This window comes from Paenibacillus sp. J22FR83 (assembly GCF_059691955.1).
On the sequence record NZ_JCAUAM010000001.1, the window covers coordinates 901,836 to 924,481 of the forward strand.

17 protein-coding genes and 1 other annotated feature are annotated in these 22,646 nt (G+C 46.5%); of the genes, 2 read left to right on the plus strand and 15 right to left on the minus strand.

Annotation, left to right across the window (positions count from 1 at the left end; genetic code table 11):
* Window positions 1-5: 5 nt before the first annotated feature.
* From murC to AC58PV_RS03200, 5 genes are all read right to left on the minus strand, one after another.
* Entirely contained in the window at window positions 6-1,394 is a 1,389-nt protein-coding gene (gene murC / locus AC58PV_RS03180; protein WP_497430828.1) for a UDP-N-acetylmuramate--L-alanine ligase, read from the minus strand.
* A gap of 7 nt (window positions 1,395-1,401) precedes the next feature.
* Entirely contained in the window at window positions 1,402-2,775 is a 1,374-nt protein-coding gene (locus tag AC58PV_RS03185) for a bifunctional folylpolyglutamate synthase/dihydrofolate synthase (protein WP_497430829.1), read from the minus strand.
* A 69-nt stretch (window positions 2,776-2,844) separates the two neighbouring features.
* A complete protein-coding gene (locus AC58PV_RS03190; protein ID WP_497430830.1) occupies window positions 2,845-5,508 on the minus strand; it encodes a valine--tRNA ligase in 2,664 nt (887 codons plus the stop codon).
* Between the two features lie 52 nt (window positions 5,509-5,560).
* Window positions 5,561-5,819, minus strand: a binding site (T-box leader).
* Window positions 5,820-6,007: 188 nt separating this feature from the next.
* The gene (locus AC58PV_RS03195; RefSeq protein ID WP_497430831.1) at window positions 6,008-7,135 is read right to left on the minus strand and encodes a LysM peptidoglycan-binding domain-containing protein; all 1,128 of its coding nucleotides are present in this window, start codon (window positions 7,133-7,135) and stop codon (window positions 6,008-6,010) included.
* Window positions 7,136-7,251: 116 nt separating this feature from the next.
* Window positions 7,252-8,139, minus strand: a complete 888-nt coding sequence (locus tag AC58PV_RS03200; RefSeq protein WP_497430832.1) for an RluA family pseudouridine synthase — start codon at window positions 8,137-8,139, stop codon at window positions 7,252-7,254.
* Between the two features lie 265 nt (window positions 8,140-8,404).
* Here AC58PV_RS03200 and AC58PV_RS03205 point away from each other — a divergent pair, with 265 nt between their 5' ends.
* Complete coding sequence (locus tag AC58PV_RS03205) at window positions 8,405-9,910, plus strand: phosphodiester glycosidase family protein (RefSeq protein WP_497430833.1); 1,506 nt, start codon at window positions 8,405-8,407, stop codon at window positions 9,908-9,910.
* A 445-nt stretch (window positions 9,911-10,355) separates the two neighbouring features.
* On the opposite strand, the gene hemL is transcribed toward AC58PV_RS03205, so the two are convergent.
* A complete protein-coding gene (hemL, locus tag AC58PV_RS03210) occupies window positions 10,356-11,654 on the minus strand; it encodes a glutamate-1-semialdehyde 2,1-aminomutase (RefSeq protein WP_497430834.1) in 1,299 nt (432 codons plus the stop codon).
* An 82-nt stretch (window positions 11,655-11,736) separates the two neighbouring features.
* Here hemL and AC58PV_RS03215 point away from each other — a divergent pair, with 82 nt between their 5' ends.
* Window positions 11,737-12,396 carry a Crp/Fnr family transcriptional regulator gene (locus tag AC58PV_RS03215; RefSeq protein ID WP_497430835.1) on the plus strand — a complete coding sequence of 220 codons (660 nt, stop codon included), beginning with the start codon at window positions 11,737-11,739 and terminating at the stop codon, window positions 12,394-12,396.
* Window positions 12,397-12,421: 25 nt separating this feature from the next.
* On the opposite strand, the gene hemG is transcribed toward AC58PV_RS03215, so the two are convergent.
* From hemG to hemA, 9 genes are all read right to left on the minus strand, one after another.
* Window positions 12,422-13,870 (minus strand): protoporphyrinogen oxidase, encoded by a 1,449-nt coding sequence (hemG, locus tag AC58PV_RS03220; RefSeq protein WP_497430836.1) that lies wholly within the window; start codon window positions 13,868-13,870, stop codon window positions 12,422-12,424.
* On the minus strand, window positions 13,867-14,814 hold the full coding sequence (gene hemH, locus AC58PV_RS03225; RefSeq protein ID WP_497430837.1) for a ferrochelatase: 948 nt from the start codon (window positions 14,812-14,814) through the stop codon (window positions 13,867-13,869). The genes hemG and hemH overlap by 4 nt, the downstream gene beginning before the upstream one ends.
* A gap of 1 nt (window position 14,815) precedes the next feature.
* Window positions 14,816-15,880 (minus strand): uroporphyrinogen decarboxylase, encoded by a 1,065-nt coding sequence (gene hemE / locus AC58PV_RS03230; RefSeq protein WP_497430838.1) that lies wholly within the window; start codon window positions 15,878-15,880, stop codon window positions 14,816-14,818.
* A 158-nt stretch (window positions 15,881-16,038) separates the two neighbouring features.
* Window positions 16,039-17,031: a porphobilinogen synthase gene (gene hemB / locus AC58PV_RS03235; RefSeq protein WP_497430839.1), complete on the minus strand. Its 993-nt coding sequence runs from the start codon at window positions 17,029-17,031 to the stop codon at window positions 16,039-16,041.
* Window positions 17,028-18,572, minus strand: a complete 1,545-nt coding sequence (cobA, locus tag AC58PV_RS03240; RefSeq protein WP_497430840.1) for a uroporphyrinogen-III C-methyltransferase — start codon at window positions 18,570-18,572, stop codon at window positions 17,028-17,030. The genes hemB and cobA overlap by 4 nt, the downstream gene beginning before the upstream one ends.
* Window positions 18,573-18,577: 5 nt before the next feature.
* A complete protein-coding gene (hemC, locus tag AC58PV_RS03245; protein ID WP_497430841.1) occupies window positions 18,578-19,522 on the minus strand; it encodes a hydroxymethylbilane synthase in 945 nt (314 codons plus the stop codon).
* A gap of 13 nt (window positions 19,523-19,535) precedes the next feature.
* On the minus strand, window positions 19,536-20,279 hold the full coding sequence (locus AC58PV_RS03250; RefSeq protein ID WP_497430842.1) for a precorrin-2 dehydrogenase/sirohydrochlorin ferrochelatase family protein: 744 nt from the start codon (window positions 20,277-20,279) through the stop codon (window positions 19,536-19,538).
* Window positions 20,270-21,100 carry a cytochrome C assembly family protein gene (locus AC58PV_RS03255; protein WP_497430843.1) on the minus strand — a complete coding sequence of 277 codons (831 nt, stop codon included), beginning with the start codon at window positions 21,098-21,100 and terminating at the stop codon, window positions 20,270-20,272. The genes AC58PV_RS03250 and AC58PV_RS03255 overlap by 10 nt, the downstream gene beginning before the upstream one ends.
* Window positions 21,101-21,132: 32 nt before the next feature.
* Complete coding sequence (hemA, locus tag AC58PV_RS03260; RefSeq protein ID WP_497430844.1) at window positions 21,133-22,536, minus strand: glutamyl-tRNA reductase; 1,404 nt, start codon at window positions 22,534-22,536, stop codon at window positions 21,133-21,135.
* Window positions 22,537-22,646: the final 110 nt, after the last annotated feature.

Consider the following 22,646-nt stretch of genomic DNA (forward strand, 5'->3'; position numbering starts at 1 on the left):
TCTCTCTAGGTATGTGATTCGTATTTCTTGCGCAGTGATTTCGCTAACCCATCCGCTGCCTTCCAAATGTCTCCTGCGCCCATCGTGAGTACAAGATCGCCTGGTTGAACATGGTCGATCAAATAGGTCAGTACTTCTTCACGCGTGGCAATATGCTGAACATTCGGGTTGCTGTTGCCCCGTATCAACTCCACGAGTTTAGCAGAGTCGACACCTTCAATCCGTTGTTCGCCAGCAGGTGAATAGATATCCGTTATGATCACTTCATCCGCTTCTAGGAAGGAGCGGCTAAACTGCTCAAACAAATAGTAAGTTCGTGTATAGCGCTGCGGCTGGAACACGGCGATGATACGCTTTCTTGTTGCTTTCGCCGCGGAAATCGTTGCTTGAATCTCTGTAGGGTGATGCGCATAATCATCAATGACCAAGATGTTTTCAACTTCACCCAGCACTTGGAATCTACGCTTTGCACCGCGAAACTCTTGAATCGCTTCCGCAATGCTCTCGAAAGAGAGTCCTGCTTCTAAGCAAGTAATCAATGTCGCAAGCGCATTGTACACATTATGTTTACCAGGCACAGACAAGCTGATTTGGCCTAAGGATGCCCCTTTAGACTCTACCGTAAAGGTTACCTTGCGATCACCTAGTGAGATGTCACGTGCGATATAATCCGCTTCCGTTTCGATCCCGTACGTAATTACTTGACTTTGAATTTCTGGAATCATCTCACGCAGGAATTCATCGTCCTGACAGACAATCGCTTTGCCGCCAGGTCTTACTTGGCTCAAGAATTGTTTGTAAGCTTTCTTCAAGTTTTCGAAATCGCCATTATAATTTTCCAAATGGTCTGCTTCAATATTGTTCACTAACGCAAGAGTTGGGTGATATTGCAGGAAGGTTCCATCGCTCTCATCCGCCTCCGCTACCACATACTCCCCTTTACCAGCTTTGGCATTGCTGCCCACATTCATAATTTCTCCACCGATAATATACGTTGGATCCGTGCCGCAAATCTCCATCACCAAAGCAATCATGGAAGAAGTTGTTGTCTTCCCGTGGGCACCTGCTACAGCAATTCCTTTGCGTTCATTCATCAGCCTTCCCAGCATTTGCGAACGATGAATGATTGGTATGTTCAGTTGCTCGGCAGCTTGCAATTCGACATCATCTTTGGCTATTGCAGTTGAATATACAACAAGATCAGCACCAGATACGTTCGTTGCCTGATGACCGATAAAGACTTGAGCGCCCTTGGCTTTCAATTTCTCAGTTAACTCTTGCTGAGCAATATCTGACCCTGAGACACGGTATCCCATCTCGAGCATGACTTTGGCAATGGCACTCATGCCGTATCCGCCGATTCCAATAAAATGTACGTGTTCTGCTTGATTCACGCTGTTCTCACCATCCTTTTTCAGAATCGGTTTGATAGGTTATCCAAGAACGAACATCAGAGATTAAATACAGCGTGCCGGATACGACCGCCAGATCATCCTGCTCAGTTCTATTTGTTAATAAGGTTAGCGCTTGCTTCCAATCGCGTTCTACAACTACATCTACTTCTAGATTCATCTCTCGAAGCAGACCGTTTGCAATTTCAGCGAGAAGGTACGCATCCCCTTTTTTATGAAAATTGGCTTCCGTAATAATGAGCGTATCCACCAATGGTAGTATATGCCTTAAGTAGCCTGTATGATTCTTCGTGGCTAGCATTCCGATCATCATATGAAGCTTCTTATAACTATACACGTTCTGAAGTGCTGCAGCCAGCGTCGCAGCCCCCTCAGGGTTATGAGCGCCGTCAATGAGAATGCGCGGCTCATGTGAAACCATTTCCAATCTGCCTGGCCATTTGGTGCCAGAAAGACCCTTCTGCAAATCCTCGTCATCCACGATAGTTGCGTAATATTGACGTAGAACCTCAAGTGTCATGACCGCGACAGCGGCATTTTTCAATTGGTGCTCCCCATTCAATGTAATAGCTAACTCCGGAATCGGTCGGAATGGTCCGTTAAACTGAAAGGTTTGACGGTCAAGCTCACTCGTCACATTCGTCAACGAAAATTGATCGCCAAGGGAGTAGAGCGTCGCTTTCTTCGCCTTCGCCGTATGTTCAATTACGCGCCATACAGCTTCAGGTTCTACTGCTGTGATAATCGGAACACCGGCTTTAATAATTCCTGCTTTTTCAGCTGCTACAAGCTCTAAGGTATCCCCGAGAATGTCCATATGATCATGACCAACATTCGTAATTACGGTCGCAATTGGATTCACGATATTCGTGCTATCCAGCCTTCCCCCGAGTCCAGTTTCCCATACGACATAGTCGGGATAAGCTACTTTTCCAAAGTATAGAATCGCCAGTGCCGTTGAAATCTCAAACATCGTTGGCGAACCGACCTCTGTAGCTGCAATCTCATCCACGATCGGCTTCATTTCATTCACTAAACGGAGTAGTACGTCGTCCTCAATATCGGCGCCATTGACTTGTATACGGTTCGTATACCTCACCAAGTAAGGGGAAGTAAACGTACCTACATCATAGCCGCAAGCTTGAAGTACGGAAGCTAGGTAAGCGCAAGTTGAGCCCTTACCGTTCGTTCCTGCCACATGAATAAATTTCAACCTGCGTTCAGGATGACCTAGCTTCTCCATCAAAAGTTCCATACGCTGGAGGCCCGGCTTCATACCGAGCTTCTCCATACGTCCAACGATCCAATCAATGGCTTCTTGTGCGGATTGGAATTCACCCGCCGTATTCTTGATTTCATCCATTGTTCTCATCCTCTTTTACTATATGAATCACCAGGTAGACGAACCTAGGCAATCGTATAATTTACGTTCTTAAGCCTTTAACTCCGCTAATCGCGCGATAACTTTGTCCCGTTTGTCTGCATAATCAGCAAGCTTGGCTTTCTCTTCTTCGATGACTTTCGCTGGCGCTTTAGCTACAAAGCCTTCATTACCCAGCTTCTTCTCAATGCGCTCAACCTCACCGTGCAAGGATTGCAATTCTTTGTCCAAGCGTGTTAGCTCTTGTGCGATATCGATCAACCCTGCTAATGGCAAGTACAACTCAGCACCCGTGATAATAGCCGTCATTGCTTTGTCAGGTGCGGCCATTGCAAGGTCAATTTCAAGCAAGGATGTGTTACAGAAGCGTTTGAGGTATTCTTCATTTTGGCTAAGAATGTCCTGTGTCTCTGCACTTGCTGGTTTGATTAGAAGCTCAACCTTCTTGCTCATCGGCACATTCACTTCTGCCCGGATATTACGAACGGAACGAATCGCTTCCATCAGAAGCTCCATCTCACGAATCGCATCTGGCGCTTCGAAAGCCGCATTCTCCGTCGGCCAAGCCGCGAGCGTAATCGTATCTCCAACATGCGGCAGATGCTGCCAAATTTCCTCTGAAATGAACGGCATGAACGGATGAATCAAACGTTGCGTTTGATCGAGCACATAAGCTAGAACCGATTGTGTCTGTTTCTTCGCTGCTGCATCTGTACCATACAAGCTCAGTTTACTGAACTCAATGTACCAGTCGCAGAGATCATCCCAGATGAAGTTATAAAGTAGACGGCCTGTTTCGCCGAATTCATAGCTGTCGATTAGTCGGGTTACATCACGAACAGTTTCATTCAAACGATGTAGAATCCAACGATCTGCAGTGCCCAGTTTACCCGTCAAATCGATATCTGCTGCAGTAACGCCTTCCAGATTCATTAGAGCGAATCGGGAAGCATTCCAAATCTTATTGGCAAAATTACGAGCTTGCTCAACCCGTTCCCAACGGAAGCGTAAATCTTGACCAGGTGTGGAGCTCGTAGAAATCATATAACGCATCGCATCTGCGCCGTATTTCTCGATCACTTCTAATGGATCAACGCCGTTTCCGAGCGATTTGGACATTTTACGTCCTTCGGAATCACGAACAAGACCATGCATGAGCACATCTTTAAATGGAATTTGATCCGTAAATTCAAGTCCTTGGAAAATCATCCGAGCAACCCAGAAGTAAATGATATCGTAACCTGTAACGAGCACACTCGTCGGGTAGAAACGTTTCATATCTTCGGAATCATTCGGCCACCCTAAAGTGGAGAACGGCCATAGCGCTGAGCTGAACCAAGTATCTAGAACATCGTTATCTTGGTTGAGATTCGCACTTTGACAATGGGAACAGACTGTCGCATCCTCACGAGTTACGGTAACTTGACCGCAATCCGCACAGTGCCAAGCAGGAATTCGGTGCCCCCACCATAGTTGACGGGAAATACACCAGTCACGCACATTTTCAATCCAGTTCAAATATGTTTTCTCGAAGCGGTCAGGCACAAAATTAACACCATTGCCTGATTTTTGCGCTTCAATCGCTTGATCAGCCAGCGGCTGCATTTTCACGAACCATTGTGTGGACAAATAAGGCTCAATAACTGCGCCACTGCGCTCGCTATGCCCAACTTGATGAACGTGCTCTTCGATTTTGATCAGAACACCTTGCTCTTTCAAATCGGCAACGATTTGCTTACGGCACTCGAAACGATCTTTGCCTTGGTAAGGGCCAGCATTCGCGTTCATCGTTCCCGTTTCGTCCATAACGAGGATTTGCGGCAGATTGTGACGCTTGCCTACTTCGAAATCGTTCGGATCATGTGCAGGCGTAATTTTAACCGCGCCGCTTCCGAACTCTTTTTCAACATAATCGTCTGCAATAATCGGAATTTCACGGTTTACAATCGGAAGCAGCAAAGACTTACCAATCAAATGCTTATAACGATCATCTTTCGGATGAACAGCAACCGCAGTATCACCAAGCATCGTTTCAGGACGTGTCGTAGCCACTACAATGGATCCTGAACCGTCTGTTGTTTCATATTTCAAATGGTACAGTGCACCCTGTACTTCTTTGTATTCTACTTCAATATCCGAAAGCGCCGTGCGTGCCGCCGGATCCCAGTTAATAATATAGTTGCCGCGATAGATGAGGCCTTTTTCAAACAAACTTACGAAAACTTCACGAACCGCTTGCGAAAGTCCTTCATCCAATGTGAAGCGTTCACGCGAATAATCCAGAGAGAAGCCCATTTTGGCCCACTGCTCACGAATCGTATCCGCATATAATTCTTTCCACTCCCATACTTTCTCCAAGAATTTCTCGCGCCCAAGATCATAACGCGTTTGTCCTTGTTCACGAAGTTTTTGTTCAACTTTGGTTTGCGTTGCAATCCCTGCATGGTCGGAACCTGGTAACCACAGCGTGTCAAAACCTTGCATGCGCTTCGTACGAATAAGAATATCTTGCAGAGTAAAATCAAGTGCATGCCCAATGTGCAGCATCCCCGTTACGTTCGGGGGCGGTATCACGATGGTGTAGGTTTCAGCATCAGGGCGGTTGCCTGCTTTAAAGAATTCATTTTTGATCCAGTAGTCGTACCACTTGCGCTCCGCTTCTTTCGGGTCATACGTGGTAGGCATTTCCGTTTGTAATTTAGTTTCGGTCATCATAGTACCTCCATATCTGGCTAGTTGTTATAAACACAAAAAAACCTTTCGCCCCAAAAAGGACGAAAGGTATAGCTTCCGTGGTACCACCTTCATTTCATGCAACTTGCCCAAATAGCAAATAACATGACACTTAAACAGATAACGGCTGCGACCGGAAAATGCTAATGCCTGCGAGAAATTCTTCTCACAATTACACTCACATTTACTGCTCCAGGGCGACTTCGATCGGATGTATCCTGAGGAACCTCTCAGCGCTGCAGTTCCACTCTCTGAAGGGCGTTCCGACTACTACTCCCTATCCTTGCAATTCCATATGTTGGTTTGAAAATGATTTACACTATATGATATCGAATTATCGACATATAGTCAATAATTACGAAGCCACTTCTAAGGATTATTTTCTAGTATTGGGCGAAACGGTAGAATTTATACAAAGCCACAACATAAAGAGCCCCCAGCTGCTATCCGCAGCCAAAGGCTCTTGCCTATGTATAGATATTTATTTGGGCAAATAAATAACTTGACCCACCACGATATCCTCATCGCCTAGACGATTCATCAATTGAAGCTCACGCGTTGTCAGCTGATAGCGCTTCGCGATTGTTTCTAAGGTGTCGTCTTTCTGAACGATACATAGTTTGAGCTTCCTGAATTCTTGCGACTCCGATCCCCTCTGAAGGAATAATCGCCGCCACTCAACCGGATCTATCCGCGATTCCGCCTCAAGAGCCGCTTGCGCCTCAGCTTCCGCAATCCGCTTGTCGGAAAGATACGTGCCTGCCTTAGATAATAGCGATTTGATGCCATACGGGTTAACCTCCACGGCGTCCGCTGCCTTCTTGCCAAAGGCAACTTTCAGTTCCTTTTTTTCCTCCGTAACGACGGTACTATCTCCCTGTGGGGTCACTTTTAACTCGATTTGTTCAAAATCCACACCGATCGAGCCATCCCCCGAAATGGGTTCAGGTTGAGCCGCAGCAACGGTTGGTTCTGGTGTAGCTGCGATCAACGTTGGCGTTGGCGTAGGCAAAGGTGTAGGAAGAACTGGCGTTGGCGCTGGTGGTGGTTGAATCACCTGTTGAACTTGTGGCGCTTGTTCGACTTGTGGCGCTTGTGAAATCTGTGGCTCTTGAACATATGGTGCTGGTGTTGGTGTTGGTGCAGGTTCTGCTACATAAGGCATGATAGGCTCGGAGCGTGGGTACTCAATTTGATGGACAAATGTAACCTCTTCATCTTCCCTCCAGCTTTCTTGGGGCACAGAAACCATCTCTACACCTTGCAAGGAAAGAACACCAGTTACATTAAGGCTTCGTGCCGATAAAAGGTCGATATCAAAATTCTCAATTTCCACCTGAATATCTTCTACACGATGAATTCGGTTCAAGGGCAGTGTAATTTCGACAGGGATCAAATGCTCAAGCGTGCGAGGGCTCCCGCCTTCTTCACTAAAATAGTTACCTGTAAGCAGTAGATTCCCCTTTAGGATTGCTTGATCATCCAGCGTTATTACTTGAATATGCGGTAGTAATTCTACCTCATTCAATTCTTGTATTGCCGCCAAATTATCCTGCAAATGCACACGTTCATAAATATCAAAGCGTAACCCTGGTTGTTGTTCAGACACCGAAATGTTCCTCCCTTCCGTTAATTCGAAACATGATGCAGCTCCGAATTGTTGGGTAATATACTTGATTGTCTCTTTAAGTATATGGGTGGATAAGGCCAGGCATGACTACATTTTTAATTCATTGACATTTGATCCAACAACGTCTTGAAATCTAGTGGATAAGGGGCATGTACAACGACCTCATTTTGTGTAATGGGATGATTAAAAATAAGCCTTTCGCCGTGAAGGGCTTGCCGCTCAAACGATCGCGAAGATCCCCCATATAGGGTATCTCCGATTAGTGGATGTCCTGCATGACTGAGATGAACCCGGATCTGATGCGTCCGGCCCGTTTCCAGCTCCACTTCCACGAGCGCTCCGGCTTTCATTTGCTGAATAACACGATAATGCGTAAGCGCTTGATCCCCGTTGGGGGTTACCCTTCGTTTCCCTGGCTCATGACGGTCCTTGCCAATCGGTTCATCAATCCATCCTCCCTTCTCTTTGAAAATCCCGTGAGCCAACGCAATATAGCGTCTATCAATTTGCTTCTCTCGCATGGCTTCATCTAATAGGACATGCGCCCATTCATTTTTGGCATAAAGTACAACGCCAGTCGTATCTTTATCTAGACGATGAATATGGCGAACGCCGCATGCCTGTCCTGTCGCTTCATAATAGTAAGCTACTGCATTAGCCAGCGTCCCCCCTTGTGAGGCTTCAGCTGGGTGGACAGACTTACCAGCCGGTTTATTCACAACGAGAGTGAACTCATCTTCAAATAAAACGTCTAATTGATAAGATTCCGGTTTAAACACAGCTTTTTCCTGAGGAAACACCTTTAGCCGAATCTTATGATTGTCTGTGCGAATAAGCCCCTGAGAGGCTAAACGCAAGAAGTATTTGCGAGGCACAGGCAAGTATGCCGCCAATTGTTCCACAGCGCCAGGTTTCAATGGTTTCCACTGTTCATTCGGAAGCGGTAACTCCAGCCACTCTCCATCGCGCGACCAAGTGATCATGATTTCATACCTTTACGAAATGATAGGAAGATTGCTAGCAAAATGAGTAGAAATACAAAAACAATCGCCATCAGGTCGATCGGGAAATCAAAAAAGTAATAACGTTTCATAAGTAGAACGAGCTCCTTAAGGAAGAGGGATTATGTACACTTTATTTTAACAATTACCATTACCATTTGCATGCAAAAATATGATACTATTATACTTGTATTGTTTTTTTTCGACATTTTCTACCATTTTATTAATAGAGCAGGAGAGGTTTACCTTGGGTAGTTCAATTGCAAATCATTTTCGAAATTATAGTTGGCTGAAGCGGACTTTACTTATCCTTGCAGCTTGTACATTTCTAAGTTCTAGCTTTCTATTTCTAACCCCACCGGGAACATTCATTCGAGAGTATCTGGCCAAAACCGTTATCACAACGCAGCATCGTGATTGGGCTTGGATCTTCGTAGGCGCACAGCGCCGAGACCAGATGGTTCTTGAAATGCAGAATCTAACGGAAGTTAACTCGATCGAGAAGCAAGATATAGAGGCAGTACAATTTAATACCAATCGACCTATTGAGAGTCTCGTTAAAGTAGAAGATATTTCCGGCACCCTCTGGAAGGGTAAGCGCATGTATGTATATGATCCACGTTCAATCCGCGTTGTCGTTCCGTCCAAACAAGGTGAGGGTGAACGAATCACAGCTATGGTTCAACGGACAGGTGCTGTTGCCGGTGTCAATGGCGGCGGCTTCAATGATCCTGACGGCCTAGGAAACGGATTTGCCCCAATCGGTGCTATTATGTCCGGTGGTGAAATCCTTTATACCGACCAAGAAGGAAGTAACCCGCAACAAATTGTCGGATTTACCAAGGAAGGTACACTTATTATTGGTAAGTATACCATTAATGCCTTATTAGAGCTCGGTGTCACGGAAGCTGTTTCCTTCTACCCGCGTGTAATCGCGAACGGTAAACCGCTAATTACAAGTGGCGATGGCGGATGGGGACGTGCACCGCGTACAGCAGTTGGTCAAAAAGCAGACGGTACCGTTATCTTTATCGTTATTGATGGTCGTCAAACATCAAGTGTTGGCGCTACACTGAAAGAAGTTCAGGATCTATTCTTAGAAGACGACGTAATCAATGCTGGATTCCTAGATGGCGGAGCATCATCTGAGATGGTTTATAATAATGAACTTATTACCAAACCGTCGAGCCGTTATGGCGAGCGTCGCTTACCTTCAGCTTTCTTAGTATTCGATCATCCTGAGAAAGTCCAAGTGAAGAACATCTGGGCTGGCTTGACATCGATTGATGCAGGTGGTGCTTCCACTCATCCTGAATTCTTGAAAGAACAAGCAGAACTGAAAGCACAAGGTAAATTACCTACACCAACACCGAAAGCAACACCAACACCATCAGCGAAACCAGAAAACACAGCAGAGTCCGTCAAAGCTGGCGGGTCATCGTCACCTTCAAGCACTAACTCGACGAAACCGAACTCGACGGATAAGCCATCTACTGGAACACCAACGGATACAACAACAAACCCTAACCCTACACCAACAAATACAGGCACCCCTACATCAACTCCTACACCTACGCCGACGCCAAGTAGTGGGACTACAAATACGGGTGGTGCAAACACCGGTAGTACGAAGCCAACGACGACGACAACACCGTCTCCTGCGCCTAGTGCTACACCGAAACCAGCAACGAATGGAACAGAGACAGTACCGAACACATCTACGTCTACTGCACCAACAGTTAAACCTAACTAGTAAGAGAACTGGATAAGCAGCAGCGATTTATTTAATGAAGTTAGCAACCGTTTCTACGGGTGCTAACTTTTTTTGTACTGCGGGGGAATCCTTTTGAGTGAGTACGCAGCGGGCGGTAGGCGGGAACGGAGCGTTTCAGCGGGAGCAAGTTTGTTTTAACTGGAAAAACTACAGCTATTTGCGGGGAATTTCATTCAAAAATCGATATAACTGGAAAAAATGTTGTTAATAATCCCTCAACTGTACAGATCACGTAAATTAGGAGTAATTAGCTGTAGATTTTCCATCTTTCTCTCCATTTGATTAGAAAACGCCAAATTTAACGGGAGATAATCCATCTATTCTTCTGAGGAACATGAGTGATATGAAGCTTAACGACATCATCCATCCCATAAAATAAAGAACAGCCCTCACGCAGAATATCCTACGGAGGGCTGCACCTTTCTTATAATCGTTTCAACGCTTCACGATGAGCCTCGATCGTCGTTTCAATATCTTCATCAGAGTGAACGGTAGACACGAACATCCCCTCAAACTGGGAAGGTGCCACGGAAACGCCTAGATCTAACAAGTTGCCGAAGTAGGCATTAAATCGACTAAGATCGGATGTTTTGGCCGTGTCATAGTTGGTGACAGCTACCTCTGTAAAAAACGGACAAACCATCGAACCTACGCGATTGATCGAACTCGCAATCCCGAACTCGGCAGCATTGGCAGCAAAGCCCGCTTCTAGTCTAGCTGATTTGCGTTCTAATTCCTCGTAAACATTCGGTTCGCCTAGCAAGGACAATGTCGCGAAACCCGCTGCCATGGCAAGTGGATTACCTGATAACGTGCCCGCTTGATAAATCGGACCTGCAGGAGCAATCTGTTCCATGATGTCTAAGCGGCCGCCATAGGCGCCTACAGGAAGCCCACCACCGATCACTTTACCTAGGCAAGTTAAATCTGGAGTTACACCGTACAACCCCTGTGCACAGTTCTTGTGCACGCGGAAACCAGTCATTACTTCATCAAAAATCAACAAGGAACCATATTGTTTGGTGATGTCACGAAGACCTTGCAAGAAGCCATCTGCTGGAGGAACAACCCCCATATTGCCTGCAATGGGTTCTACGATAAGCGCGGCAATTTCTTCTCCGAACTTTTCAAATACAAGCTTCACAGAATCCAAATCATTATAAGGTACCGTTATTGTATTGGATGCCACGCTGCTTGGGACACCAGGACTGTCTGGCAAACCAAGAGTAGCAACTCCAGACCCTGCCTTGATCAACAACGCATCTGCGTGCCCATGGTAGCTTCCTTCGAATTTGACGATCTTGTCACGCTTCGTGAATCCACGAGCCAGTCGCAACGCACTCATCGTAGCCTCTGTCCCTGAATTAACCATGCGAACCATTTCAATCGAGGGTACGCGTTCAATGACAAGCTTCGCCATCTCAGTTTCAAGCAATGTAGGAGCACCAAAGCTTGTGCCTTTCATTGCTGTCGCTTGAATAGCTTCGAGTACCTTCGGATGAGCATGTCCTACAATCAGCGGCCCCCATGAGCCAACATAATCAATAAAAGTGTTCCCATCGATATCCGTTACACGCGAGCCCGACCCACTCTCCATGAACAAAGGCGTTAAGCCCACCGATTTAAAAGCACGGACTGGACTGTTCACTCCACCAGGAATCAGCCCCCTTGCTTCTTGAAAAGCAGCCGCTGACTGTTTGTCGATTCTGCTCGAATTTACCATTATTTAGCCCCCAATATCGTAATCTTGTGATAAAATGAGGTCATATCCTACCCATAACTACCAAATGAAGGCGGTACAACCTATGCTAGAGCTAATCAAGAAAGTTCCATTATTCGCCCAATTAAGCGAGAATCAATTGAAGGCCCTTATTGAAATTTGTACTAGACGTACTTACAAAACAGGTACGATCCTGTTTCAGGAAAAAGAGCTCGGTTCGGTTTTCTATATGGTTCTTAGCGGTTCCGTGAAGATCTACACAACAAGTACCTCTGGCGAGGAGAAAATACTGACAATCTGCAAAAGCACAGAAAGCTTCGGTGAGCTTTCGCTTATCGATGGCAAACCGCGTTCTGCCTCAGCTCAAACCTTGGAAGATTGCACACTGCTCACAATCACAGGCCAAAGCTTCCTTGATTTGCTTCGTAATCATTTTGACATTAGCCTAGGCATCATGCAAGAACTCAGCAACCGGTTAAGAGATACAAATCAACAAGTCTATGATTTAACCTTCGTCGATGCAAGAACGCGAGTTATCAAAAGCTTAATCAAAATGGCGAACTCGCATGGCTTGCGCAAAGGTACCTCAATCGTCATTAAGCTTGTTCTGAATTATGATGAAATTTCGCAACTCGCTGGTGTACAGAAATCCACGCTCATGCAAGTCATTCGTGATCTCGAAGAGAAAAAAATCCTAACGATCTCTCCGAGCGAATTCACTTTGGAGTTGACCAAGCTCCGTTAACACACAATCACTTGCTTATTGATGATCATGTACGTGTCAGAACAAGATCACCAAGTTGCTTTGCAGCTTCTTTGCCTTGTCTTATACAATCAGGCAGTCCGACGCCATGAAACCCTGCACCCGTGACCAGCACGCTCGGCATGGCTGCAGCCAATTCTTTATTGAAGTCCGCGATCGCCTCTAAATGGCCTACAGGGTATTGCGGCATGGAGTGCATCAATCTTGTCACTTCAACAAAACTAGGTTCAGCCGTAATCCCAAGCAGATCATCGATATCACGACGTGCTTTACTAATCAATTGTTCATCAGACCATGCCGGCCATTCCTGCTCGCCAGCGCGACCAATGTAACAACGAAGCAGCACCTTGCCTTCTGGAGCAGCATGCAGCCACTTGGCAGAGGTTAACGTACAGGCTGTAATGGTATACCCCTCATGCTTAGGAACAAGGAAACCAGAGGCATCTAGTTCAAATGGGATATCTTTACGATCGAACGCCATAATTACATTGGCTACTGATATATAATCAATTTTCGCTAGCTTGCTTGCCGCCGGGAGTTCCGAAAGCAGCTTCGCCGCTTGATACGTGGGCGTCGTCACAATGACTCCTTGAACGACTTCACGATGGCCGTCCTCGAAGAGGACTTCTGTTTGTCCATCTTCTACACGACGTACTGACACAACGCCAACACCCGCACGTAAATCCACCGTACTTAACGCATCTACTAGACCTTCTACTAACGATTGCAGCCCTCGTTTGAACGTAACAAATACCGAATGACGAACAGCAGCAGGCAAATGCGCGCTTTCCTCCGTCACATTCTTCCGGCTTGCCATCATCCCAAAAATTAGACTGCGATTCTTCTGCTCCATCGCCCGAAATTGCGGGAAGGTGGATTTCAAGCTCAGCTTAAACGTATCCCCGGCGTAAATCCCGGCAAGCAGCGGCTCAACAATACGCTCAAGCACTTCCTTACCCAGTCGGCGCTCCAGAAAATGTCCAAGTGACTCATCCTCGGTTACCTCTCTCTTAGGCAAAATCAAGTCCATCGCGGCGCGCAGCTTGCCAATTGGTGAGATAAGACCTGTCTTCATGAAGGGCGTCATTTGCGTCGGGATTCCAAGAACCAAGCCAGGAGGCATCCTATGGAGTTTTCTCCCACGAACGATATACGTTTTCTTCGCTTTCGGATTCGTGCCGGTCAGCTCATTTTCCATGCCTAAATCATAAGCCAAATCAATAATGGGACGCTTGCGAGCTAGGAAGGAATCTGGTCCCTTTTCAATCACAAAGCCGTCACGCGCAATCGTATGAATTTTCCCGCCAAATGACGGCGATTTCTCAACGACAGATATACGAAAGGGGCCACCTCCGCCGGCTTCATGCTCCGTCATCTGTTTTTTCAAATAAAAGGCAGCACTCAGCCCCGTAATACCCCCGCCAATAATCATATAATGAGGCACGTTGTTACTCATTGCGAACCAGCTGCCTCTTGCCATTTCTTGTAGACAACATCACTTAATGTTTCCATGTATAGCGGATCGGTATTGAGTGACTCTGTGCGTTCCAAATGAATACCTAACTCTTGGGCCAATGCTTGCGCTTCGATATCAATATCATAAAGAACTTCTAAATGGTCGGAAACGAAACCGATTGGACAGAGGAGAATCTTATCGACGCCTTCTTCCAGCTTAATCGTACGCATGACATCCATAATGTCTGGACCCAACCAAGGCATTGCGGTCTGACCTGCACTCTGCCAACCGAATTGCCAATTCGTAAGACCAACCCGGTCAGCGAGCGCTTTGGAAGTAGCGAGCAATTGATCCGGGTACGGATCCTTCATTTCCAGAATTTTCTCTGGCAAGCTATGCGCAGTAAAGATGACCCTCACGTTATCCCGATCCGCTTCAGCAAATTTGCCCAAAGCTTTCTCTACCCGAGTTTGCAGCGCATCTAGCAGCTTCCCATGAAGGTGATAATCCAGCACGAACGTTATGTTAAGGCCTAGCGCTTCCGCCTTATCCTTCGCTCTCTTCACATAGCCGCCAACACTCATTGTCGAATAATGAGGCGCTAGAACAATCCCTACGGCCTCTGTGATGCCGTCTTTAACCATCTGCTCTACACCATCTTCAACATACGGCTGAGCATGCTTCAGGCCCTGATAACAGACAAATTCAAGCTCAGGATGCTCCTGACGAAGCGTTGCTTCGAGCCCCTTGACTTGTTTATTCGTATTTTCGCGCAACGGGAAGAAGCCACCCACAATAGCCTCATAACGCGTTGTTAATTCATGCAATTGCTCAGGCGTAGGCGGATGACCACGACGTATGTGTGTATAGTACGCTTCGACTTGATCTAAACTTTCCGGCGTACCGTAAGACATCACTAGGACACCAATGCGTTTTTGAGCCATGTTAAACACCACTCTTTCCAGCTTGCTGGGTTAAAACGGAATGCGAGTAAGAATGAACAAACGTCGTTAATTCTTTCAGTTTCTCAAGCGATGCTTCCGGGAACAAGCCATGTCCTAGGTTGAAAATAAATCCTGGCTGCTTCATTCCCTCATCCATAATCGCCTTCGCTTGCGCTTCAATCACAGACATCGGCGCTGTTAAAATATAAGGATCTAGATTGCCCTGTACGGCATATCGATTCTGAAGTCTTTCACGACCTACGGAAATCGGCACTCGCCAATCTAGGCCAATCACATCTGCTTGAATCGTCGTCAAATACGGGAGCAACTCACCTGAGCTAACGCCTGGGAAATAAATTTTTGGTTCTTTCAAGTCCGATAGCTCTTTGAAAATCCGCATCATCGTAGGACGTACATAGACGTCGAAATCGGCTGGAGAGAGCGCCCCCACCCAGCTATCGAATACTTGAACGGCTTTCGCCCCATTAGCAATATGTGCTCGCAGATACGTAATAACCATGTCTCCGAGCTTATCCATTAAAGCAAACCAGACTGCTGGTTCAGAATACATCATTTGCTTCGTGCGAATATAACTCTTGGAGGGTCTGCCCTCAATTAAATAGCTGGCGATCGTAAATGGCGCACCTGCGAACGAAATCAACGGTACTTCTAATTCTTTATCTAAAATACGAATCGTTTGAAGAATATGGGACAAGTCCTTCTCCACATCAATTGGACGAAGCCGTTCCACATCTTGTGCCGTACGAACCGGTGTATGAATGACAGGACCGATATCTTTCACAATATCGAAGTCAACACCAAGCGAAGCCACTGGGTTCATAATATCCGAGTACAAAATCGCGGCATCTACGCCAAGTTTTTTGATCGGCATCATAGTTACTTCAGCTGCAAGCTCTGGTTGCTGGCAAATTTCAAGCAAGGAGTACTTCTCCTTGATCTTACGGTAGTCCGGGTCGTAGCGACCTGCTTGACGCATATACCAAACGGGCAGTGTATCAACTTTTTCTTTCCGGCATGCTTTAATAAAATTATCGTTATAACTCACGAGGCACCTTCCTCTTGTTTCCATCTATTCTCATCCATTATGCCCTAATTATACCCCTCTCACAACCAACGTAAGCTTCCCTATTGCGACAAAAGTATGACAAAAGAACCACCCTCCTTCTGCTTAAGATCACAGTGGACAAATGGTTCATGAACACATTATTTTTGCAAGTAACGCGCGATATCTTTGGCGAAATAGGTAAGGATAATGTCGGCTCCAGCACGTTTGAAGCTCGTCATTGTTTCCATGACAATCGCTTCTTCATTCACCCAGCCTTGCTGCGCAGCAGCCTTCACCATGGCATACTCTGCGCTCACATTATAGGCGACAACAGGTAAATCGAAGTTATCTTTCAGCATGCGGATAATGTCCATATAGGCAAGCGCTGGCTTCACCATCAGGAAGTCCGCTCCCTCAATGACGTCGCTTGATGCTTCGCGAAGCGCCTCACGGCCATTAGCAGGATCCATTTGATACGTCTTCCGGTCACCGAATTGCGGTGTGGAATGCGCCGCATCACGGAAAGGACCGTAGTAAGCTGATGCGTACTTAACGGAATAAGCCATGATTGGCGTGTTCTCATAACCAGCTTCATCTAGTCCAGTACGAATAGCTTGCACATAACCATCCATCATATTGGAAGGAGCGATAATATCTGCACCCGCTTTGGCTTGCGAGACAGCCGTGCGAACGAGTAGTTCCAAAGAAGGATCATTCGCGACATCCGCTTGCCCTGTAATCGGGTGATGATGAATGACGCCGCAATGACCTGTATCCGTAAATTGACATAAACAGGTATCAGCGATAATTAACAAGTTAGGATTGATCTCTTTGATAAAGCGTGTTGCTTGTTGCACGATACCATCATCCATGAATGCGGACGTGCCTGTAGCATCTTTATGATCAGGTACTCCGAATAAGAGAATCGCTTGAATGCCTAATTGCGTGATTTCATCGATTTCTTCTTTGACACGGTCTAATGAGAAATGATACACACCAGGCATCGAGGCAATTTCTGACTTCACATTTGTACCGTGAGTAACAAAGATCGGTTGAACGACATCGTTGACCGTTACTTGATTTTCACGAACAAGATTACGAATAGCTGCATTACCGCGCAAGCGGCGGTTACGAACGATTGGAAAACTCATGATGGATTTCCGCCTCCTTGAATCATACTTTGTACCAAAGAAGCTACAGTTGCTTCCTTAGCCGTATATGTAATCGACAGACCAGCTTGTAGGACGGTTTCTGCCGTTTTGGGACCAATTACTGCGATCTCAACACCCTGCAACAGCGATAACGGATCTTCCGTGCCGAGCTGCTTCAATGCTTCCAGTAAATTTGTAACAGTTGATGAGCTTGTAAAAGTAATAATATGAATGCTTTGATTTTGCAAAAGGTGAATAATCTCGTCCCCGTCATCCGTGGTCAGCACATTCTCGTAGACATCCACTTCCGTCACTTCAAGACCTAACTCCGTCAGTTTGGAAGGTAAATAATCACGAGCCAAATCCGCTGTCGGCAATAACACCTTCTGACCAGCGTTCAAATCCCCTTGAATCGCATCTAGGATGCCTTCTCCCTGGAACTTGGCTGGTAGGACATCTGCGATGATACCACGCTCAGCAAGCGCTTCAGCTGTCTTAGGACCTACGGCAGCAATTCGTGCATTTCCCATTTTGCGAACATCAATACGCAGCTCGCGCATTCTGCGGAAAAAGAATTCAACGCCATTCACACTCGTTAGTACAATCCAGTCAAATTCCTGTAGTCTTTCAAGTGCTAGATCTAGGGCTTGCTGTGCTTCTGGACGACTTGGCGGCTGTAATCGAATCACAGGGAATTCAACAGGTTCTCCACCCAAATCATCAATCAGATCGACTAGTTCACTCGCTTGACTCCGAGCTCTCGTGACGAGCACTCGCTTGCCAAACAGCGGCTTCTTCTCCATCCATGCCAGCTTCTCACGAAGCTTAACAACCTCACCGACGATAATGACGGCTGGCGATTTGAAGTTCGCTTCTCGGACCTTATCTGTGATATCTGCAAGCGTACCTGTAATCGTCGCTTGATCTGCCCAAGTTCCCCAACGAACTAAGGCAACGGGCATTTCTGGGGGCTTGCCGCAACGAATCAATTCCCGGCATATTTGTTCCAAATTGGCAACGCCCATCAGGAACACCATCGTGCCAATTGCTTTGGCCAGATGTTCCCAATCCAAGCTGGAATACGTTTTATTCGGATACTCATGGCCCGTTACAATGGCAACGGACGAAGTGAAATCGCGATGCGTAACCGGAATACCTGCGTAAGCAGGAACAGCAATCGAAGAAGTGATTCCTGGGATAATATCATAGGTTATCCCGTTATCTACTAGAAGCTCCGCTTCTTCCCCGACGCGTCCGAATACACTCGGATCTCCACCTTTGAGACGTGTTACGATCTTGCCTTGTAAAGCCAGGTCTACGAGCAATTGATTGATTTCTTCTTGTTTTAAAATATGTTTATCTGGCAGTTTGCCAACAAAGATGAGTTCTGCTTCTGGTCTACGATGCTTCAATAACCGCGGATTCGCCAATCGATCATATACGATAACATCAGCTCTTTGGATCGCTTCTACCCCGCGAACCGAGATGAGCTTAGGATCACCTGGACCTGCTCCAACAAGAAAAACTCTTCCTTTGCTCACAGCAATCACTCCCTCACCTCAGCTAGAATCTTCTCGGCTCCCTGCTCGATGAGCTTCTCTGCAACAAGCATGCCTAGCGCTTCCGGATCGCTCCCGGAAGCTGTTTCCTTGAGCATGGTCACGCCATCAGGCGTCCCAACCATGCCAGTGAGGGTCAGCAGCGGTGCGTCCTCCCCGCTGCCGTTCTCGACGCTCGCGTAAGCGCCGAGCGGCACCTGGCAGCCTCCATTGAGTCTGCCGAGGAAAGCCCGCTCCGCTCGCACCGCGAGCGCCGTTGGCTCATGCTGGAACTTGCCCAGCAAGTCCAGCACGAAAGCGTCGTTGCCGCGGCACTCGATGCACAGCGCTCCCTGCCCTACGGCAGGGAGGCATAGCTCGGGCGGCAAGTACGCGCTGATGCGATCTTGCCAGCCGATCCGGTGCAGACCGGCGGCGGCAAGCATAATCGCATCGAAGTTCTCTTCTTCGAGCTTGCGCAGCCTCGAATCAATATTGCCCCGGATCGACTCGATCCGGAGGTCTGGTCGGTGATGCTGCAGCTGGCTAGCCCGGCGCAGCGAGCTTGTGCCGACGAGCGCGCCCTGCGGCAGCTCGTCCAGCGATCCAGCCCCGCGCGTGATCAGCGCATCGCGCGGATCTTCGCGCTTCGGGATCGCGCCTACAATAAGGCCTTCCGGAAGCTCGAAAGGCATGTCCTTCATGCTATGAACGGCGATGTCAATCTCGCCGTCTGTCAGCGCTTGTTCGATTTCCTTCACGAACAAGCCCTTGCCTCCGACTTTGGATAACGTAACGTCCAGAATACGATCGCCTTTGGTTACAATTTTCTTAATTTCAAATTGACATTCGATGCCATGTTCAGAAGCAAGCTGCTTCAAGAGATCAACAGCTTGTCCTGTTTGCGTCAGTGCCAAAGCACTCTGTCTTGTCCCTACAATAATCGTTCTCATACGTCTCCGCCTCCTATACGTGCTGCCTAATCTCACTGATGAAAGACCAAGAAGGCAGTTCACTCTCTCCCTGCTCTTGCGATTGCATCCAAGCGGTACTATGTAATGCAGTAGTAAACTGCTCTTTCCAAGCTTCAAAGGTCCCTTCGCGAATGTAGCTCATGAGATCCCAGGCCAGCATTTCTTTAAATAAACGTTGTCGAGCTGCTTTATCTTTCACACGAGTCTGAATCAACAGGCGCGTATCGGTAAGAAAATCCAAATAAATTTCATACTCATCACCATAAGCATTGTCGATTTCCTTGGCAATTTTGCGAGCCGCTGAAGGACTTGCTCCGCCTGTTGACACCGTAATCACCAACTTACCCCTGCGCACAACAGAAGGTAAAATAAAGGAACTAAGCTCAGGTTGATCCACAATATTGACGAGGCAGCCAAATCGATTCGCATCCAGTGCGATCTGCTTATTCACTTGCGCATTATTGGTTGCCGCGATGACTAATGCAAAGCATCCCTCACCCTGTAATGTCCAAAGTGACGGATCATAGAATTGCCTGTGTACAATCACATTCGGTTGGTGCGCAAGCTCTAGTATACCCGAGGTGAAATCAGGGCTGACTATAGTTACTGTGGACCCAGCTTGCAATAACGAGCGAAGCTTCCGTTCAGCAATCGGCCCACCGCCGATGATCAGACACTTGGTCTTGGCTAAATTCATCATAATGGGGTACGGATACTGCCAGCTCGTTAACTCCATATCCACCCGTGAAAATCAGAAACAAGATTGGAAACAACGAAATTCAATACGACGATACAGAAAGCTGCAAGATTCCACGCCGCTAGCCTATTCCCTGAAATCCGCATGGATTTGTGTTGAAATAAGTAAAACGCATATGCTGCCAAGACAAAGAAAGAATTAATGACTTTGGGATCATAAAGCAGATTCCGATTTCCTTCCAACACGACCCATACCACACCAAGACTTAATGCCATTAGTAGGAGTGGCCCCCCGATAATGACCGACAAATACGTATAGTGTTCAATTTTCTCAAGTGAAGGCAGTCTCATTACCGCTTGAGAGAAATTTTTACTTTTTAACCTTGCATGTAGAAATATGTACATCCCCGAAAAAATAGCAGCAATTGAAAACGCGGCATAACTGCCAATCGCAAGCGAAATATGAATGAATAATAGCTCATCATTAATGTCCCAATCGGATTTGATCGGCACGACATGCGGATTCCCGAATATATTCAGTGCAAGGATTGCAAAACCAAGTACATTCACAAAAAACACGAACAATTCAATTCGGAAAAAACGGTTGATGATCAACGATATCGTGACAATCAGCCACGAAAACATAAAAATAACATCGGATCGAACGAAAGCCCATTCTGTCAAATGACCATATAAACTAATGGCCAAGTAAGCAGTTTGCAAAACCCATACAAACAAAAGCAGCCCCGTCCCCATCCGTTTCGCACTTCGGTTCGCATTCGCGAAATCCGAAAAGTAAAACAGTAGGCTCAGGGCATACATATAAATCATCGCATCAAACAACCAGCTACGTGTAACCATGGCACCTCTCCTAGGCGGTTAGCGCCTTTTAATCAAGATGGGGCTAGAATATCCGCGTTCTGCAAACCACGAACGGACAACTTTTCATCCATTGTTTGTTTACTTTCCGCTTTATTAAAGCCTGACTCTAGCTCTTGTGCTATTTGATCTGCCTGTTCTTGTTGTTTAAGCGTATCTTCTAATGCGAATAGTTTCGTGAAAATTTCTAATGCATCGTCACCATGGCGCTCTCCCGCCATTTCTTTGATTCTGAGAATCGGATCACGCAACACTTGATTCACAATACTCTTCGTTAATTTGCGTATCACTTTAATTTCACGTTCATCCAAGTCCGTCAGCTTATTCAGCATGTTCTCCATGGTTTCTTCGTGAATTTGGTTCGCTTTCGTTTGCAGGGCACTAATCAGCGGACTGACGCCAAGTGTCTTCGTCCATTGATCAAAGGCAGTAATCTCCGATGTGATCATGACTTCAATCTTAGCCGCTTCTTTCTTTCTCTCCTGCAAATGTTTATCGACAATATGCTCCAAATCATCAATATCGTATAGGAACACATTCGGCAAGCCGCTAATCTCTGGATCTAGGTCCCGAGGAACCGCGATATCCATCATGAAGAGCGGACGAGATTTTCTTTTTTGCACATACGTTTGAATATCCTTCTTCGTCAGAACGTATCCAGGAGCTCCTGTCGAGCTAATGATAATATCAACTTCAGGTAAATATTTCGGCATTTCCTCAAGTGTGCAAGCCACACCACTGAATTTGCCTGCTAATTCCTTAGCTCTTTCCAACGTGCGATTCACAACGATAACTTTATTGGCACCATTTGAGTACAGATGCTTCACGGTCAACTCGCTCATCTTGCCCGCACCAATAATCATGATCGTCTTGTTCACATAGCTTCCGAAAATCCGTTTACCGAGTTCTACAGCAGCATAGCTGATGGAAACCGGGTTATTACTAATGCCCGTTTCCGAATGTGCTTTCTTCGCAAGGGTGATCGCTTGTTTGAACAACGTGTTGAAATAAGAACCTGTTGCTTTCAATTGTTGAGACGCTAAAAAAGCATCTCTCACTTGTCCGAGAATCTGAGTTTCCCCGATGACCATCGAATCAAGTCCAGTTGTTACATGGAACAAATGGTCAATTGCTTTTTCATTCTCATAGTTATATAAATGCTTCTGGAACTGATCCTTCGTCACATGAAACCAACGCTCAAGAAAATGCGTCAAGTAATGACTGCACAGCTGAGGACGATCCACGACGGCATAAATTTCGGTGCGATTGCAGGTGGCCACAATGACACATTCCAAGATGCTTTTTGTTTCTTTCAGTTCCGCAATTGCCCTAGGTAAATCTTGATCTGAGAAAGCAAACTTCTCGCGAATTTCTACCGGGGCTGTCCGATAATTCAAACCAACTGCGATAATATGCATGGGTACCACCTGCCTTTCCTTCTATTTAGAATCATTATAGCACAGCAATTCAGACATTCCGACAAAATATTTGAATAAATTATGAATGCTTGGGTTCTGATCGTTAGTTT

What these genes read in the sequence shown, in the direction of transcription:
- AC58PV_RS03185 (WP_497430829.1), bottom strand. Translation starts at nt 2,775, where the DNA reads ATGGATGAAATCAAGAATACGGCGGGTGAATTCCAATCCGCACAAGAA.
- hemL (WP_497430834.1), bottom strand. Translation starts at nt 11,654, where the DNA reads ATGGTAAATTCGAGCAGAATCGACAAACAGTCAGCGGCTGCTTTTCAA.
- AC58PV_RS03200 (WP_497430832.1), bottom strand. Translation starts at nt 8,139, where the DNA reads ATGATCACTTGGTCGCGCGATGGAGAGTGGCTGGAGTTACCGCTTCCG.
- AC58PV_RS03250 (WP_497430842.1), bottom strand. Translation starts at nt 20,279, where the DNA reads ATGGAGTTAACGAGCTGGCAGTATCCGTACCCCATTATGATGAATTTA.
- hemH (WP_497430837.1), bottom strand. Translation starts at nt 14,814, where the DNA reads ATGGCTCAAAAACGCATTGGTGTCCTAGTGATGTCTTACGGTACGCCG.
- AC58PV_RS03255 (WP_497430843.1), bottom strand. Translation starts at nt 21,100, where the DNA reads ATGGTTACACGTAGCTGGTTGTTTGATGCGATGATTTATATGTATGCC.
- AC58PV_RS03215 (WP_497430835.1), top strand. Translation starts at nt 11,737, where the DNA reads ATGCTAGAGCTAATCAAGAAAGTTCCATTATTCGCCCAATTAAGCGAG.
- AC58PV_RS03190 (WP_497430830.1), bottom strand. Translation starts at nt 5,508, where the DNA reads ATGATGACCGAAACTAAATTACAAACGGAAATGCCTACCACGTATGAC.
- hemC (WP_497430841.1), bottom strand. Translation starts at nt 19,522, where the DNA reads ATGAGAACGATTATTGTAGGGACAAGACAGAGTGCTTTGGCACTGACG.
- hemA (WP_497430844.1), bottom strand. Translation starts at nt 22,536, where the DNA reads ATGCATATTATCGCAGTTGGTTTGAATTATCGGACAGCCCCGGTAGAA.
- hemG (WP_497430836.1), bottom strand. Translation starts at nt 13,870, where the DNA reads ATGAGTAACAACGTGCCTCATTATATGATTATTGGCGGGGGTATTACG.
- hemB (WP_497430839.1), bottom strand. Translation starts at nt 17,031, where the DNA reads ATGAGTTTTCCAATCGTTCGTAACCGCCGCTTGCGCGGTAATGCAGCT.